The organism is Nocardia sp. NPDC005998 (assembly GCF_040614395.1).
In the GTDB taxonomy this organism is placed as follows: Bacteria; Actinomycetota; Actinomycetes; order Mycobacteriales; family Mycobacteriaceae; genus Nocardia.
On sequence record NZ_JBEXUI010000004.1, the window covers coordinates 281,900 to 297,912 of the forward strand.

13 protein-coding genes and 2 pseudogenes are annotated in these 16,013 nt (G+C 66.0%); 8 read left to right on the forward strand and 7 right to left on the reverse strand.

Annotated elements, in window-relative coordinates:
- Window positions 1-13: 13 nt before the first annotated feature.
- Together ABZ293_RS09710 and ABZ293_RS09715 are read left to right on the forward strand one after the other, a co-directional pair.
- Window positions 14-655 carry a GntR family transcriptional regulator gene (locus ABZ293_RS09710; protein WP_355179004.1) on the forward strand — a complete coding sequence of 214 codons (642 nt, stop codon included), beginning with the start codon at window positions 14-16 and terminating at the stop codon, window positions 653-655.
- Window positions 655-1,881, forward strand: coding sequence for an MFS transporter (locus tag ABZ293_RS09715; RefSeq protein ID WP_355179005.1), 1,227 nt, complete (start codon window positions 655-657; stop codon window positions 1,879-1,881). The genes ABZ293_RS09710 and ABZ293_RS09715 overlap by 1 nt, the downstream gene beginning before the upstream one ends.
- Window positions 1,882-2,232: 351 nt before the next feature.
- Here the strand turns inward: ABZ293_RS09715 and ABZ293_RS09720 are convergent, their stop codons facing one another.
- The 4 genes from ABZ293_RS09720 to ABZ293_RS09735 all read right to left on the reverse strand — a co-directional run bounded on the left by ABZ293_RS09720 (window position 2,233) and on the right by ABZ293_RS09735 (window position 5,692).
- Entirely contained in the window at window positions 2,233-2,787 is a 555-nt protein-coding gene (locus tag ABZ293_RS09720) for a dihydrofolate reductase family protein (protein ID WP_355179007.1), read from the reverse strand.
- A 112-nt stretch (window positions 2,788-2,899) separates the two neighbouring features.
- The gene (gene cobJ, locus ABZ293_RS09725; RefSeq protein WP_355179009.1) at window positions 2,900-4,519 is read right to left on the reverse strand and encodes a precorrin-3B C(17)-methyltransferase; all 1,620 of its coding nucleotides are present in this window, start codon (window positions 4,517-4,519) and stop codon (window positions 2,900-2,902) included.
- Window positions 4,516-5,142, reverse strand: a complete 627-nt coding sequence (locus ABZ293_RS09730; RefSeq protein WP_355179011.1) for a precorrin-8X methylmutase — start codon at window positions 5,140-5,142, stop codon at window positions 4,516-4,518. The genes cobJ and ABZ293_RS09730 overlap by 4 nt, the downstream gene beginning before the upstream one ends.
- Window positions 5,143-5,254: 112 nt before the next feature.
- Window positions 5,255-5,692 carry an Lrp/AsnC family transcriptional regulator gene (locus ABZ293_RS09735; RefSeq protein WP_354961841.1) on the reverse strand — a complete coding sequence of 146 codons (438 nt, stop codon included), beginning with the start codon at window positions 5,690-5,692 and terminating at the stop codon, window positions 5,255-5,257.
- A gap of 137 nt (window positions 5,693-5,829) precedes the next feature.
- Here ABZ293_RS09735 and ddaH point away from each other — a divergent pair, with 137 nt between their 5' ends.
- The gene (ddaH, locus tag ABZ293_RS09740; protein WP_355179013.1) at window positions 5,830-6,702 is read left to right on the forward strand and encodes a dimethylargininase; all 873 of its coding nucleotides are present in this window, start codon (window positions 5,830-5,832) and stop codon (window positions 6,700-6,702) included.
- A 134-nt stretch (window positions 6,703-6,836) separates the two neighbouring features.
- Here ddaH and ABZ293_RS09745 read toward each other — a convergent pair whose 3' ends face one another.
- Both ABZ293_RS09745 and cobG read right to left on the reverse strand, forming a co-directional pair.
- Window positions 6,837-7,388: a hypothetical protein gene (locus tag ABZ293_RS09745; protein ID WP_354961839.1), complete on the reverse strand. Its 552-nt coding sequence runs from the start codon at window positions 7,386-7,388 to the stop codon at window positions 6,837-6,839.
- Between the two features lie 337 nt (window positions 7,389-7,725).
- Window positions 7,726-8,991, reverse strand: a complete 1,266-nt coding sequence (gene cobG, locus ABZ293_RS09750; RefSeq protein WP_355179015.1) for a precorrin-3B synthase — start codon at window positions 8,989-8,991, stop codon at window positions 7,726-7,728.
- Window positions 8,992-9,464: 473 nt separating this feature from the next.
- On the opposite strand from cobG, the gene ABZ293_RS09755 reads away from it, so the two are divergent.
- The 4 genes and pseudogenes from ABZ293_RS09755 to ABZ293_RS09770 all read left to right on the forward strand — a co-directional run.
- Window positions 9,465-9,905: a nuclear transport factor 2 family protein gene (locus ABZ293_RS09755; protein ID WP_355179017.1), complete on the forward strand. Its 441-nt coding sequence runs from the start codon at window positions 9,465-9,467 to the stop codon at window positions 9,903-9,905.
- A 224-nt stretch (window positions 9,906-10,129) separates the two neighbouring features.
- Entirely contained in the window at window positions 10,130-13,831 is a 3,702-nt protein-coding gene (gene cobN / locus ABZ293_RS09760; RefSeq protein ID WP_355179019.1) for a cobaltochelatase subunit CobN, read from the forward strand.
- A gap of 173 nt (window positions 13,832-14,004) precedes the next feature.
- On the forward strand, window positions 14,005-14,529 hold the full coding sequence (locus tag ABZ293_RS09765; protein WP_355179021.1) for a hypothetical protein: 525 nt from the start codon (window positions 14,005-14,007) through the stop codon (window positions 14,527-14,529).
- 154 nt (window positions 14,530-14,683) lie between these two features.
- Window positions 14,684-14,785: pseudogene (locus ABZ293_RS09770) on the forward strand (IS5/IS1182 family transposase); the annotation flags it as partial.
- Window positions 14,786-14,840: 55 nt separating this feature from the next.
- On the opposite strand, the gene ABZ293_RS09775 reads toward ABZ293_RS09770, so the two are convergent.
- On the reverse strand, window positions 14,841-15,287 hold the full coding sequence (locus ABZ293_RS09775) for a hypothetical protein (RefSeq protein WP_355179022.1): 447 nt from the start codon (window positions 15,285-15,287) through the stop codon (window positions 14,841-14,843).
- A 342-nt stretch (window positions 15,288-15,629) separates the two neighbouring features.
- Here ABZ293_RS09775 and ABZ293_RS09780 point away from each other — a divergent pair.
- Window positions 15,630-15,797, forward strand: a pseudogene (locus ABZ293_RS09780) (sigma factor); the annotation flags it as partial.
- Between the last annotated feature and the right edge of the window lie 216 nt (window positions 15,798-16,013).

Sequence of the window (16,013 nt, forward strand, 5' to 3'; positions counted from 1 at the left end):
TAAGATGCAACTTGTGTCTAAGACGTATTCATCCGCCGAACTCGCCTACCGCGAGGTCAAGGAACGCATCCTGACCGGCGCGTTGCCGGGTGGTGAGCTGATCAGCGAGGGGGAGATCGCCACTGACCTCGGCATGTCCCGTACCCCGGTGCGGGAGGCATTTCTGCGACTCGAGGTCGAGGGATGGATGAAGCTCTACCCCAAACGCGGTGCGCTGGTGGTGCCGATTCCGCCCGCCGAGGCCGAACACGTCGTACACGCCCGCTACGTCGTGGAGACTGCGGCGGTCCGTGCGGTGGTTACGGCAGATCGCGCGGCACTGATCGCCGAACTGCACGCGTCGCTGGATCGCCAGCGCGAGCTGGCCGCCGCCGCGGACTTCGAGCGTTTCGCCGTCGCGGACACCGACTTTCACCGCACCTATGTGGTCGCCGCGGGCAATCCGCTGCTCACCGCGTTCTACGACTCGCTGCGCGAACGGCAGCGCCGCATGAACAGCGCTGCGCTGCATCGCGGTTCAACCGACACCGCCCGCATCATCGAGCAGCACACGCGCCTGGCCGAGCTGATCGAGACCGGCGATATGGCCGGATTCGCCACCGCGCTCGTCGACCATATGTCCGGCGTGCACCAACTCGAAATGCGAGGCCTGTAATGGCAACGCTTCTCGCCGTCGACGCCAGGTCGGAGCAGGGCCGGGGTGCGAGACAGTGGTGGGGTGTCGCGGCCGCGATATTCGCGATCGCCTGGGGCGGAAACGAATTCACACCGCTGCTGGTGATGTACAAGGGCAATGGACTGCCGGTCACCACGGTGGATCTACTGCTGTTCGACTATGTGCTCGGTATTGTGCCCGCCCTGCTGATCGGCGGCCCCCTCTCGGACCGCTACGGCCGCCGCATGCTGATGCGCCCAGCACCGCTGATCGCCGCGGCCGGTTCGCTGCTGCTGGCCTTCGGATCCGCGTCGGTGCCGCTACTATCGGCCGGACGGGTGCTCTGCGGGGTCGCGCTCGGCTCGGCAATGGCGGTGGGAAGCAGTTGGCTCAAGGAACTTTCGCAACAGCCGTTCGGGCCACAGCTGCCGGCCGGGACCGGGGCGCGACGTTCGGCGATGAGCCTGACCGGCGGGTTCGCCGTCGGTGCCGGTGTGGCGGGGGTGCTTGCGCAATGGGCTCCGCTGCCGAATACGCTGGCATATCTGATCAATGCCGTGCTGTGTCTGGTCGCAGCGGCCTGGGTGGCTCGGGCACCGGAAACGTTATCGTTGCAGCGTAATTCGGGTCGATTGATCGATGATCTGAAGGTTCCGGCGGCCGCGCATCGCCGATTCCGGTGTGTTGCATTGCCGGTCGCGCTGTGGCTGTTCACCTCTGCCGCAACGGCTTACGCGGTCATGCCCACACTGATGGCGCCGAAGGTGCACGATGCTCCCATCGCGTTCTCCGCGTTCATCACGGTGGTCACCCTCGGCTGCGGTTTCGCCATCCAATCGGCGGCCCGCCGGATCGATCGGCCCGGCACGGCTCGTGCCGCAGTGGTTGCGCTGGCACTGGTGGCCTGCGGAATGGTCACGGCCGCATGGGCTTGCGCCACATTGGCCATGCCGCTCACGATTGTCACCGCCGTCGTGCTCGGCGCTGGCTATGGGATCGGGCTGGTGGCCGGACTGCAGGAGATCGAACGCATCGCCCGCCCCGACGACCTGGCCGGGCTGACCGCGGTTTTCTACTCCGGCAGCTATCTCGGCTTCGGCGTCCCCGCGCTGCTGGCGTTCCTGCACCAGTCGTTCGGTGTTGGCTATCCGACGATGTTCGCGGTCGCCGCCGTAGCTGCGGCCGGATGCTTGGCGCTCGTGGCCCGGAACTATCGCTCCCGATAAGAGCTCCGGTTGCCGTAGGACTTGCCGGGCCAACGGATCGGCGCGGTTGGCGGGTCCTGAGTAGTCGTTTGGCCTGGTGTCCGAGTGGTCGTTCAGCTCGGCGTGGTTGGCGGAGGCACGGCATTCTGGACTGGCGCGGTTGAAGTTCTCACACAGTTGATCGACATCGCGCGCCCGAGGGGTTGATGTCGAGCCGTTCGGCGTGGTCGAGCGGTTCAGCCCGGTGGCGGGGTGTCGTGGACCAGTAGGCGGGTCACCCGGTAGGCCGCGGGGAAGTCAGCAGGACCGCCACAAACGTGGAAGATGCCGATCAATGTATTGATCGGCATCTTCGGCAAGCCGCGAGCGCGATCAGGCGCTCTTCGGCCGGTAGTGCAGTTCGGTCACACCGCACTCGAATCCGGTGGCGGACACGAGGTCGAGCCGGGTGGTGCCGCGGAAGACCGGCAGGCCCGCGGCGATCGCGGTCGGGTTGACGAACAGGTGCAGGTCGTCGATCAGGTCCTCGGCGATCAGGTTCGCGACGAGTGTGCCACCGCCGTAGACGATGATGTCCCCACCAGGCTGCGCCTTGAGCCCGTTGATGGTCGCGCCGAGATCACCGCCCGCGACGACGGTGTTCTCCCACGGCGATTCGGTCAGGCTATTGGAGATCACGACCTTGGGTGTGTTGTTCATCTTGTCGATGGCCTCCTGGGGCTCGTGTTCCGGCTTGGCGGCCCAGTGCGGGATAAAGCCCTCGGCAAGCTTGCGGCCGAGCACGATGGTGTCGAATTCGGCGGTGATGGCGGCGATGCGGGCGGCGAAGTCATCGGACCACGGGAAGGTCATCCAGTTCATCTCGCCGTTCGGGCCGGACATGTACCCGTTGATAGTCGTCTGAACCTGGAGCTTGAGCTTGCGCATGGGCGATACTGCCTTCCGGTTGTCGCGGGTCCGTGCGGCCCGCTGTTGTTTGTGCGTTCAGCTTGGCCGAAACCGTTTTCGGAATGTTTACGGTTTCACTCCGGGACCGGAATCAGTGCTGATAGCGGCGCGAGGTGTACACCCGGGTGCCCTGATCGGACTCGATGACGGCGGTGGTGGACGCTCCGATGATCAGCAGGGTGCGCATATCGACCTCGGCCGGATCCAGCTCGGCGAGAGTCACGACGCGGACGGATTCGGTGGGCCCGCCGACATCGCGGCCGAGTACCACCGGGGTGTCGGGCTTGCGATGCTCGAGCAGTACGTCACGCATCGCGGCGACCTGCCAGGTGCGCTGGCTGGAGGCCGGGTTGTAGATCGCGATCGCCATATCCGCCTCGGCAACCGCCGAAAGCCGTCGCGCGACGACGTCCCACGGCTTGAGCCGATCCGAAAGCGAGATCATCGCGTAGTCGTGACCGAGTGGCGCGCCGGCTCGACTGGCGACGGCATTGGCCGCGGTAAGTCCCGGCAACACCCGCACCGGCACCTCGCGCCACTGCGGATCGGCGGATTCCTCCAGCACCGCCGCCGCCATCGCGAACACCCCGGGATCACCCGAGGACACGACGACGACCTTTGCTCCCTGCTTCGCGAGATCCAATGCCATGGCGGCACGTTCGGATTCCACCCGGTTGTCACTGGCATGCCTGCGCTGCCCAGGACGCGACGGCACCCGATTGATGTAGGTCGTGTAACCGACCAGATCGGTCGCCTCGGCAAGTGCGCGTTCGACCTCGGGCGTGGTCCACTCGGGCGAGCCCGGACCGAGCCCGACCACCACGACTTCGCCGAGCCCCGAGGCGGGGTCGGTGGCGTCGGGCGTGGCTGCATGCGTTGGGTCGGGAGTGGTCAGGGCGGTGGTGCCCAGCGCGATGAGCCCGGACGCGTCCGCTGCTTCGGTCGTGTGCCGCTGATCGCGTCCTGAATTCTTAAGGCGCAGTGGGGTTGTCGGCTGGGGGCCGGGGACGAGGGTGATGGCGAAATAGGGTACGTCCGCATCGTCGACCTCGGCGGCGGTGAGGACGCGTTCGCGAGTGCTGCTCGCGCGCTCGACATAGTAGGCGTCGGCGAGGCGGCCGGAGTCCGAGAGAGCCTGGCGCACAGCGGGATAGGTGCGGCCGAGCTTCATGATGGCGGCGGCGTCGGTATCGCGAAGGCGGCGGGTGAGTTCATCGGTGGGCATGGTGCCGGGCAGGACGGTCAGTACCTGTTCGCCCTCGACCAGCGGTGTGCCGAGGGCGGCCGAGGCTGCGCTCACCGAGGTGATGCCGGGGATGATCTCGGCCTCGAACCGGTCGGCCAACCGGCGGTGCATATGCATATAGGAGCTGTAGAAGAGCGGATCGCCCGCAGCGAGCAGCGCGACGGACCGGCCCGCCGCCAGATGTACGGCGAGGCGTTCGGCGGCTTGTGCATAGAACTCGTCGATGGCGCCCTGATAGCCGCCGGGGTGGTCGGTCGTCTCGGTGGTCACCGGGTAGACCAGGTGTTCCTCGAGTTGGTCCGCACGCATATAGGGCGCGGCGATGGCGCGCGAGATGCTGCGACCGTGCCGCGCGCTATGGAAGGCGATGACATCGGCCGCCGCGATCACCCGCGCCGCCTTCACCGTCACCAGCTCGGGATCGCCAGGGCCGAGCCCGACACCCCACAACTTCCCGCTGCTCATTCCTGTTCGCTCGCAATCGCATTCAGTGCCGACGCGGTAATGGCACTGCCACCACGCCGTCCACGTACGGTCAGATACTCGACCCCGCCGAATTCGATCAGCGCGTCCTTCGATTCCGCGGCCCCGATGAAGCCGACCGGAATCCCGAGGATCGCGGCTGGCCGCGGCGCCCCCGCATCGATCATGTCGAGCAGATGGAACAGCGCGGTCGGCGCATTCCCGATCGCGACCACCGCGCCATCGAGCCGATCCCGCCACAGCTCCACCGCCGCCGCAGAGCGCGTATTCCCCATCGCCGCAGCCAATTCCGGCACCCGCGGATCCGCAAGCATACAGATCACATCATTCTCAGCAGGCAGCCGCTTACGCGTCACCCCAGACGCAACCATCTGCGCATCACAAAGAATCGGAGCCCCACCCCGCAACGCCCCCCGCGCCGCCGCCACCACCCCATTCGAAAACGCCACATCCCCCGCCAGATCCACCTGCCCACACCCATGGATCATCCGCACCACCACCTGCGCAACATCCCGCGGAAACCCACCAAGATCCGCCTCCGCCCGAATAGTCGCAAACGACCGCCGATAAATCTCGGCCCCATCACTCAGGTACCAACCACCCATGCGCCCCACCCTAAAAGCCCCCCACCTCGCCCAAACCCCCGGGGCACATCCAGCGCGAATGCGCTGATGCAGGTACGTCGAGTAGGTACCTGCATGCGCGCATTCTCGACGATCAGGTTCTTGGGCGTTCGAGGATTCGGGACATGACTATGGAGGAGCGGGTGCGGCCTACTCGGGTGTTTTCGCGGATTCGTTCTACTGTGGATTCGATTTCGGCCATGTCGGTGGCCATTACGTGGACCAGGGCGTCTGCCTCGCCTGCGATGGTCCAGACGCCTATTACCTGGGGGATGGGTTCTAGGGTGCGGCGGAGTTCGGCGGGGGTGATGTTGTCGCGGTAGTAGACCTCGACGTAGGCCTCGGTGGTCCAGCCCAGTGCGGCGGGGTTGACGAGTGCGGTGAAGCCGGTGATCTGGCGGCTGGCGACCATCTTGTCTACGCGGCGCTTGGCCGCGGGGGCTGAGAGTCCGACCTTCGCGCCGATCTCCTGGAAGGAGGCGCGCGCGGACTTGAGCAGATGGGCGAGGATTCGCCGATCGATGTCGTCCACGCCACACTCGCTCTCTCATCGCGCAATGATTCGCTGAATTCGGTCGATCATGCGCAATGAATCGTTGTTTCTGACGCAATAGTAGGCGAATTACCTTCGTGGCAGCGGAACGATCCGCGCTACCTCCGGGAGACACGTTGACCTCTGTAACCACGCTCCGCATCGAGCCCGCACGGCAGCCGACCCAGCGGCAGTTCGTGATGTGCCGTCCGGATCATTTCGACGTCTTCTACTCGATCAATCCGTGGATGAATCCACAGGAACCCGTCGATCGCGCACTCGCGCTATCGCAATGGGAGGTGCTGCGTGCGACCTTCGAGCAGTACGGTCACCGCATCGAGGTGGTGCCGGGTGAGCCGGGGCTGCCCGATATGGTTTTCGCCGCGAACAGCGGTCTGATCGTGGGGGATCGGGCGATGTCGGCGCGATTCACCCATCCCGAGCGGGCTGCCGAAGGTCCCGCGTATCACCGCTGGTTCGCCCAGCGGGGTCTGACGGAGTTGGTCGGCGCGCAGGAAGTCAACGAGGGTGAGGGCGACTTCCTGCTCGTAGGTGAGCGCATGCTGGCCGCGACCGGATTCCGGAGTTCGATTGCCGCGCACCGCGAGGTCGAGCACTACTTCGACCTTCCGGTCGTTTCCCTCCAACTCGTCGATCCCCGCTTCTACCACCTGGATACGGCGCTGATGGTGCTCGATGACACCAACGTCGCCTACTTCCCGCCCGCGTTCAGCGCCGAAAGCCAGGTCATCCTCGCTGGTCTGTTTCCCGACGCCATCCGCGCGACCGACGCCGACGCGGTGGTCCTCGGTCTGAACGGCGTCTCCGACGGTCTGAACGTCTTCATCAGCAGCCGCGCCGACAATCTGGCGTCGGAGTTGCGCGGACAGGGTTACAACCCGGTGGGTGTGGACCTGTCGGAACTGCTCAAGGCTGGCGGTGGCGTGAAGTGCTGCACCTTGGAGATCCATGATGATCCGCGCCGCGCGCCGACCGCGGTTGCTTCCTGAAATATTCAGCGCGAAGGGCTTTCGTGCAATGACGCACGATCGCTCCCGGGCTCGAGGACCGGCGCCGCGCATCGAGTGGTGGCGGCTCGGCTGACCGGAACATTCGAGGCGGTGCTGCATGCCTCGAAGCGGTGTCAGAACGGGAGTTTGGTGCGCCAGGCGCTGACTTCGGGATCGGCCAAGGGGTGGGCCTCGGTGACGAACTTGAACAGCAGGAGCGCGCCGGTGATCTGCAGGATAGCGAGGGGGATTTCGCCGACGCAGGCGATGGCGATGGAGAGCCAGACGTCGCGGGGGTTCGCGGTCGTGATGTCGAACCAGGCATCGACGAGCAGTAGCAGGCCGGTGCCGAATGCGGGTAGTAGTAGCAGTTGCCTGCGCTGCCAGCCGAGGTAGGCGGTCATCGCCATCATGATGACCAGCAGACTGTCGAATCCGACCCAGGTGAGCGGCCAGTTGTGGGCCTGATAGTCGGGCGGCAGCGACACTGCAAGGTACGCGATCCACGGGATCAACACGATCGATCCGCCCACCATCAAGGTCAACCGCACTCGCCGGTGGATCCGCACGATCTCCGGCCGCGGCAGCACCCGCTCCGGCGGCAACTGCAGTCGCCGGATCAATGCTCGCCGCTCGTCGGCGGACATCGCGTCGATCTCCTCATCACTGAGCCGCCAAATCGTCATCGGAATACTCCCTCCGTGAGTCAGCCGCTGAGCTCACCGTGCCACGGGCAGAGCTCGAGATCCAGCGACCCGAGTGGCGTCGGTGCTGGACCGGATGGAGGCGCGGTCGATATGCCGGGTCCGGCGGGTGGACATGGGCGATCGATCCGATTGTCATCGGAACATGTGAGTTGGCCACTGCGTTCCCGGGTGCAGTGGGCAGGGGCGCAAGCCGCTGATCCGGATGGCGTCAGGTGCTGGTCGGCGCGCCTGCCGGTCGGCCTCGGGGATGGCTATTCGAAGCCGAGAACGCTATCGACGCATCCATGCATATGCCCCATGGTCAGGTGCTCGCACCTCAGTCGATGCGGTAGCCGTTCTCGGTGGCTACGACGTCGGTGACCGGTCCGCGGGGGCGGCCACAGCGGCGTTCGCAGCCGGACCAGTGCTGACGGCCCGCCACCGTGACATCCTCGGCGTTGCGGATTTCGACGGTCCGAGCAGGATCTGTCGCCGCATCGGAGTCCACGAGGTTCGTGGCCGTCGAGTCGAGCGGGTGGCCGCCGATTTCGGTGTCTCCGGCGGGCGGGTTCGCGGCGGTCGGAGACAGCACGCGGCCCGATTCGACGGCGGCCGCCGCGTCGGCGCGGACGTCGGTATTGGACTTTGCGCAGCCGGGTCGGCCCGCGCAGGCGCTGACCTGGAGCCAGGGGGAGTTGGCATCGAAGATGAGGCCCATGGGGGCGAGTACGCGGACGACCTGTTCGGCGGGCCATTCCTCCAGATCAGTGATCACCAGGCTGCGCCACGGGGTGATGAAGATGGGATGTTCGATGGCGGCGATGAATTCGGCGGTCCGGGCGGGCAGGGAACCGAGGCGAACGGCCGCGCCGAGGCTGACCAGACCGTTGTCGTGGTCGAGCCAGCCGATCGGAATGTCCTGGGCGGCACCGAATTCCAGGCGGTCGGGGCCGGGGGACAGGCCGAGTATCTCGATCACTCGCCGCACGCCGTCATCCACCTCGTGCAACCGCCACTGGCCGGAGCCGAGGTCGAGAAAGCCGTGTGCGGCGGCCAGCATCACCTGCACCGCATCGGCCGGGGAGATGCGAATGCCGGTATCACGACCGGCCAGCACCAGCGCGAATTCGTCTGCGCCAGTGGCGTGTACGCCGATATCGCCAGCCAGTCCGCTGATATCGCCACGACCGTCGTCGAGGGTGAAAAGCACCCGGCCGGGCAGTTCGGCCAGCCGCGCGGCGGCCTGCAAACCCGTGTCGAGCACCGGAACGAGCCCATGCACATCCGACAGTCCACCGATCCGGCCCGAAAGCGGCGAGGCGACGATATTGCGCACCCGCTCATGGGTCCGACTCGGCAGCAGCCCGGCACCCGCCAATCGCTCGCTCAGCGCCGCCGCATCATGCATCTGCCGCAACTGCACATTGCCCCGTGAGGTCAGCTCGATATTTCCATCGCCGAGTTCGGCCGCCGCCTGGGCCAACACCTGCAATTGTCCAGGCTCCAGCCGCCCACCGGGCAGCCGAATCCGAGCCAGTGGCCCATCGGCTGCCTGATGCAGCCGCAGCACGCCGGGGCAGGAATCGGGATTCGTACGCGTCATGACCCATCCAGCCTAAGTGACCAGGCGCGATACCGGAGTCATCGGGCGGCGAATGGGACGGCGCCATTGCCCGGCGCGTTGCGGTCGAATCAGCACCGCCAACGCTCGCGGTAAATCTGCACGGTCGGTGACCTGCGAGTACCGCCGATCTGCTGACGACCGACGTGGAGCAACTCATCACTCTGACTTCGCAGACGGATTCGATTGCGGGTGTAAATCTTCCCTGATGGCGAGGAGTCCGGGCAGGGCCTTGCCGTGGAGGCTGCGCTTGACCAGGTACGCGATGACATCATGCGCGGATTCCATTGCGGCGCACGAACTTTCCCTGAGGTCGAGATCGCGGAAACCGTCTCCGGGCAGCGCCCCGTCGTGGCACCACGCCGTGGCAGTAGCTCCTGATTCGGCCTCGAGCGGGAGAACGCGTGTCGATGCGTGCTCTGCGCCGATCTCGGTCGGCGCTCTAGGGTGAGCGCATGAGTGAAATCTCCACCGTTGCCGACCGACTCGCGATAATCGACGTGGTCACCAGGATGTTCGTCTATACCGACCAGAAACGGTGGGATGACCTGCTCTCGGAGGTGTTCACCGGCAAGGTCGATTTCGATGGCGGCTTCGGTGGGCCGGTGGCGGTGCGTCCCACGGCCGATATCGTCGGCGATTGGCGCGCAGGTCTCGATGACCTCGACGGCGTCCATCACCAAGCGGGCAACTATCTGGTCGACCTCCAGGGCGACCACGCCGAGATCCACGCCGACGCCATCGCCGTCCACGTGAAGAACGATGCGGCCAATGGCAAGACCCGCACCTTTGTCGGCAGCTACACCATCGGCGCGGAGCGCACCGATGCGGGCTGGCGCGTCGACAAATTCCACTACCACCTGAAGGTCATCGACGGAAACGCTGATCTGATCTGATCTGAGCGAAACCGGCCTGACCGTTATCGGTCCGCAGCCGCGGTTAGGGCCTCGTATGGGTGCGTCGCCCGGACCGCGATTCGGCACCAGATAGCATCTGGGTGCTCGACGGGCGATGAGGAAACCGGTGGAACTCCGGTGCGGTCGCGCCACTGTCAACAGCCAGACCCTCTCCGGCGAGCACCGTACCCGATGGGCGCGTCACCCGAGGAAGGCTGCCACCTGTGATTTTGCTGCTGTCGACGTCCGACACCGATCTGTTGAGCGCACGTGCGAGCGGTGCCGAGTATCGATGGGGGAATCCGGCTCGGCTGCTGCTCGAGGACCTGCCCGCACTGCTCGACGACGCCGATCTGGTGATCGTGCGCATCCTCGGCGGCAAGCGGGCCTGGGAGGACGGGCTCGAAGCGGTGCGCGCCAGCGGGGTGCCGGTGGTGGCCCTCGGTGGTGAGATCGCTCCCGATGCCGAGTTGATGGAATGTTCGACGGTCCCCGGCGGGGTGGCCGCCGACGCGCACAACTACCTCGCCGCCGGTGGCGCGGAAAACCTGCGGCAGCTGCACAACTTCCTCTCGGATACGGTGCTGCTCACCGGCCACGGCTTCGAGCCGCCGGTGCAGCTGCCGAGCTGGGGCGAATTGCAGCGCGCTGTGCGCAACCCTGCGGCCATTTCCCGGCCGTCCGGTCACCCTGGCGCGCACCGCGATCCGAGCGCGACAGCAGACCCGAGCTCGGATGTCGAGAAACCGCCGACGGTGGCCGTGATCTATTACCGCGCACAACATCTCGCGGGAAATACTGCCTACATCGACGCGCTGTGCACCGCGATCGAGGATGCGGGCGCGAAGGCGCTGCCGCTGTACTGCGCGTCGCTGCGCACTGCCGAGCCGGAACTGCTCGAAACTCTGCGCACAGCAGACGCTTTGGTGGTGACCGTGCTCGCCGCGGGCGGCACCAAGCCCGCGAGCGCGTCGGCCGGTGGTGATGACGAAGCCTGGGATGTCGCGGCCCTTGCCGAACTGGATGTGCCGATCCTGCAGGGTCTGTGCCTCACCAGCGGCCGCGCCCAATGGGAGGCCAATGACGACGGCCTCTCACCACTGGATGTCGCCACCCAGGTGGCCGTCCCGGAATTCGACGGCCGCATCATCACGGTTCCGTTCTCTTTCAAGGAATTCGACGCCGACGGCCTGTCCACCTATGTGCCCGATCCCGAGCGCGCGGCGCGGGTCGCCGGTATCGCGGTCCGGCATGCGCGACTGCGCCACATCCCGGCCGAACAGCGCCGCATCGCCATCATGATGTCGGCCTACCCGACCAAACATGCCCGCATCGGCAATGCGGTCGGCCTGGACACCCCCGCGAGCGCGATTCGGCTGCTCACCGAAATGCGGTCGGCCGGTTACGATCTCGGTGCCGACGGCGAGGTGCCCGGGCTCGCGGAACATGACGGCGACGCGCTGATCCACGCGCTGATCGCCGCGGGCGGTCAGGATCCCGACTGGCTCACCGCCGAACAGCTCGAGGGCAATCCGATCCGCATCGGCGCCGACCAGTACACCCGCTGGTTCGACACCCTGCCCGAGGATCTGCGCGCGGCCGTCGTCGAGGCGTGGGGTCCGCCGCCCGGCGAACTCTACGTCGATCGCTCGGCCGATCCCGAGGGCGAAATCGTCATCGCCGCACTGCGTTTCGGCAACATCGTGCTGATGGTGCAGCCGCCGCGCGGTTTCGGCGAGAACCCGGTCGCCATCTACCACGACCCCGACCTGCCGCCCAGCCACCACTACCTCGCCGCCTACCGGTGGATTGCGGCGCCGGACGGTTTCGCTGCCGACGCCATGGTGCATCTGGGCAAGCACGGCAACTTGGAATGGCTGCCCGGCAAAACGCTGGGAATGTCCGCCTCCTGCGGCACCGATGCCGCGCTCGGTGACCTGCCGCTCATCTACCCGTTCCTGGTCAACGATCCGGGCGAGGGCACCCAGGCCAAGCGTCGCGCCCACGCCACCCTGGTCGACCACCTTATTCCACCCATGGCACGCGCCGAAAGCTACGGCGATATCTCGCGTTTGGAGCAATTGCTCGACGAACACGCCAATATCTCCACCCTCGACCCGGCCAAGCTGCCCGCCATCCGCCAGCAGATCTGGACCCTCATGCGCGCGGCGAAAATGGACCACGACCTCGGCTTGGACGAACGGCCCGACGAGGACGTCTTCGATGACATGCTGTTGCACGTCGACGGCTGGCTGTGCGAGATCAAGGATGTGCAGATTCGCGACGGGCTGCATGTGCTCGGGCAGGCACCGGCGGGGGAGACCGAACTCGATCTGGTACTCGCCATGCTGCGCGCCCGCCAGCTGTGGGGCGGTGAACGGAATGTGCCGGGTCTGCGAGAAGCCCTGGGGCTGAACGAATCCGGTACCGAGGCGCGCGAACGGGTCGACGCGGTGGAGCGCCAGGCGCGTGCGCTGCTCGCCGGACTGCAGGCTGCCGATTGGTCCGCGGACGCGGTCGACGGCCTGGTCGACGCATTCGCCGATGCGCTGAGCGCGACCGATTCGGCTGCCGACACCACACTTTCCGCAATCCGCACCGTCCTGCAATTCGCGGCCACCGAGGTAGTGCCCCGCCTGCGACAGACGGGTGTGGAGATCGACCGAATCCTGCACGCGCTCAACGGCGGATTCATTCCGGCCGGCCCGAGCGGTTCCCCGCTGCGCGGTCTGATCAATGTCCTGCCGACTGGTCGGAATTTCTACTCGGTCGATCCCAAGGCGGTTCCGTCGCGGCTGGCCTGGGAGACCGGGCAGGCGATGGCGGATTCGCTGGTCGATCGGTACCGGGCCGATCATGGCGAGTACCCGCGCTCGGTCGGGTTGTCGGTGTGGGGCACCTCCGCCATGCGCACCTCCGGCGACGATATCGCGGAAGTGCTTGCGCTGCTGGGCGTCCGCCCGGTCTGGGATGAGGCGAGCCGCCGCGTCACCACACTCGAGGTGATCCCACTCGCGGAACTGGGCCGCCCGCGCATCGACGTCACCGTGCGCATCAGCGGCTTCTTCCGTGACGCCTTCCCACACGTGCTCGCACTACTCGACGATGCGGTCCGGCTGGTCGCTGAACTCGACGAGCCTGCCGAGTCGAATTACGTTCGCGCACACGCTCAGAACGATCTCGCCGAACACGGCGACAAGCGCCGCGCGACCACCCGCATCTTCGGCTCCAAGCCCGGCACCTACGGCGCTGGCCTCCTGCAATTGATCGACTCGAAGAGTTGGCGCACCGACGACGACCTTGCACAGGTCTACACCGCGTGGGGCGGCTACGCCTACGGTCGCGACCTCGACGGCGCCCCGGCCGCCGACGATATGCGCACCGCCTACCGCCGGATCACGGTGGCCGCCAAGAACACCGACACCCGCGAACACGATATCGCCGACTCCGACGACTACTTCCAGTACCACGGCGGCATGGTCGCCACCGTGCGCGCGCTCACCGGCAAGAATCCGGAGGCCTACATCGGTGACAGCACCCGCCCCGACGCCGTGCGCACCCGCACGCTCTCGGAGGAGACCGCACGTGTCTTCCGGGCCCGGGTGGTGAACCCGCGCTGGCTCGAGGCGATGCGCAGGCACGGCTATAAGGGCGCCTTCGAAATGGCGGCTACCGTCGACTACCTGTTCGGCTACGACGCGACCACCAATGTCGTGGCCGACTGGATGTACGAAAAGCTCGCCGAGAGTTACGTTTTCGATGACGTGAACCGCAAGTTCATGGAGCAGTCCAACCCGTGGGCGCTGCACGGCATTGCCGAGCGTCTGTTGGAGGCGGCGCAACGGGAGTTGTGGGAGCGTCCGGAGCAGGCGACGCTGGACCGATTGCGCCAGATCTACCTGGAGACCGAGGGTGAACTGGAATAGCGGAAAAAGCAATCCCCCAATTCCTCTGTGTTTTCGAATCATTTGATCTTGCAACGTAATTCGATTTCCTGAAACCGTCGACGCCGAGCGCTCCGGAAGCGCATCATGATTGATGTCCCATGTCCGTTTCTCGGGGAACATCAATCGAATCGGCTGGATGATTGGAAATGCTGATGAAGATCAAAAAAATGGTGGCGACAACGGTTTTGACCATAGCCGCGACCGGCATCACCGCGGCCACCGCCTACGGCTCGCCCGAAGTGCCATCCGAAACCGTCCTCAACGGGGTGGATCACGGCATCGAATACACCGCAGCGGTGGCGACGGACCGCTCCGATGCCACCATCACGCTGGCCTCCGGCAGGTTCGTGCTGACGCCGGATGCGGGCATCAGCGTGCTGGCGCCCGATGGTTCGGTGGTCGCAACCGTACCGACAACGCTGCAGACGGTGGCGGGCCAACAGATTCAGGTCACGCCCGAAGTCGATGCCGCGGCAACGACATTGACGCTCACGCCGGTCAACGCACCGGCATCGGCCCCGCTGCAGTTCATCGGTGATGCGGGCACCACGGTTGCGGGTGTGCTGATCGGCTGCGCGGTCGGCGCGCTGATCGGGCTCCTGTTCTTTGTCGCCGGATTCGTGCCCGGTTGCATAATCGGGGGAATCATCGGCGGTATCGCCGGCGCCAACCAATGACAGGAAAATCGAACTGATCGGATAACTCTCGAAACAGGCACCCTCGGCCGGGCTTTCGATGAAATAGCCCGACCGGGGATGCCCGAAGTATTGCAAAGACCACTAAAACCGGCGGGCGGCGAACACCGAGCGCAACAGCAAACCCGCTATCAGCGAACGCGGGAACTCGCTGCTAACGGTCATCTTCATAGCGTTGCGCCGAATCAGCCTATACCCCTACCGGATCGGTGCAATTGTCGCCGCCGCACTCGTCCTGCCACGCATCGAACACCGGCAACGTCACATGACCATTACGACACGCCCGGGAAGGGTCACTGCGGTGGCAGCGGCTGGTGCTGGCCGGGGTAGCCGACCGGCGGTTGGCCCATCGGTGGCTGGGGCCACGAGTTCGGTGGCTGGGCGCCTGGCGGCTGGGGCCCGGCCCCTTGGACATGCTGTGGTCCCACGCTGGACGCTGCCGCAAACAGTGCGCCGATCGCGATGAGCGCGATGAGCGTCGCCGGGATCGACAGCCAACCACCGTCTGCCCACACGCCATAGCGGCGCAGGACACCGCGATCGAAGGCGCTGAGAACATAGCTGACGTTGGGGACGAACATCATGCCGACTGCGATCCCGGCTGCGATCCGGGCGGTCGCGCGCTTGCTCGCGGTGAACAGCAGAATCATGGCGACCAGGGCGAACAGGACACTGATGATCACAATGACGTCGCTCCAGAAGAACTTGTCGAACTGAAGGTAGAGCCAGATTCGGCGCACGAGATACAAGATCGCCGCCAGCGCCAATGCAACCGCGGCTATCGCATCGGCCGCACCACGCCCACCACGGGGCGGATAGCCCGGCCTTGGTTGCCAGCCGCCCGGGCCGATGGGGGCTGCCCATCCCGGACTTGGTGACGGATTGTATGGCGGTGGTCCAGGCTGGAACGGTTGGCCCATTGCGCGCAACTCCTTGCTGACACAGCGACTCGAAACAGCCTATGCGACAACGGCGGACCAGGTTCGGTCGATCACGAAAGCAGCCGCGACAATCGTACCGAAGCCTGCAGCGCCCACTCGTCCGGCCTCGTAACCGAGGCGTTCGAAGCCCAGCGCGATCGGCTGCGCACCGTCGCGTACCACGTACTGGGCTCGCACGCCGACGCCGAGGACGTGGTTCAGGAAGCCTGGATGCGCCTCGCCCGCCAGGACGCGTCGACCATCGGCAACTTGGCGGGCTGGCTGACCACCGTGGTCGGACGAATCAGCCTGGACCTCCTGCGCTCCCGCCAGGACCGCCCCGGGCCGACCCGGCCGAGTTCTTCAGCGCTGTGGCCGGTTCGGACAGCGCTGTCTTCGGCATTGCCAACGGCGAAATGGTTTTCGTCGATCTCCGAGCGGCCGGAGCCACGCTCGGCGGTTGACGTCTGCACCTGGGCAGCCGGTTGGCGCCGCGCCGCGGTGGTCGTTGCGAGATAGCATGTAGCCGCACGGTTCCCGGCTCCG

Coding starts and splice junctions, on each gene's coding strand:
- ABZ293_RS09730 (WP_355179011.1), bottom strand. CDS start 5,142: ATGGGTGGTTGGTACCTGAGTGATGGGGCCGAGATTTATCGGCGGTCG.
- ABZ293_RS09715 (WP_355179005.1), top strand. CDS start 655: ATGGCAACGCTTCTCGCCGTCGACGCCAGGTCGGAGCAGGGCCGGGGT.
- ABZ293_RS09720 (WP_355179007.1), bottom strand. CDS start 2,787: ATGCGCAAGCTCAAGCTCCAGGTTCAGACGACTATCAACGGGTACATG.
- ABZ293_RS09745 (WP_354961839.1), bottom strand. CDS start 7,388: ATGACGATTTGGCGGCTCAGTGATGAGGAGATCGACGCGATGTCCGCC.
- ABZ293_RS09765 (WP_355179021.1), top strand. CDS start 14,005: ATGAAGATCAAAAAAATGGTGGCGACAACGGTTTTGACCATAGCCGCG.
- ABZ293_RS09755 (WP_355179017.1), top strand. CDS start 9,465: ATGAGTGAAATCTCCACCGTTGCCGACCGACTCGCGATAATCGACGTG.
- cobG (WP_355179015.1), bottom strand. CDS start 8,991: ATGACGCGTACGAATCCCGATTCCTGCCCCGGCGTGCTGCGGCTGCAT.
- cobJ (WP_355179009.1), bottom strand. CDS start 4,519: ATGAGCAGCGGGAAGTTGTGGGGTGTCGGGCTCGGCCCTGGCGATCCC.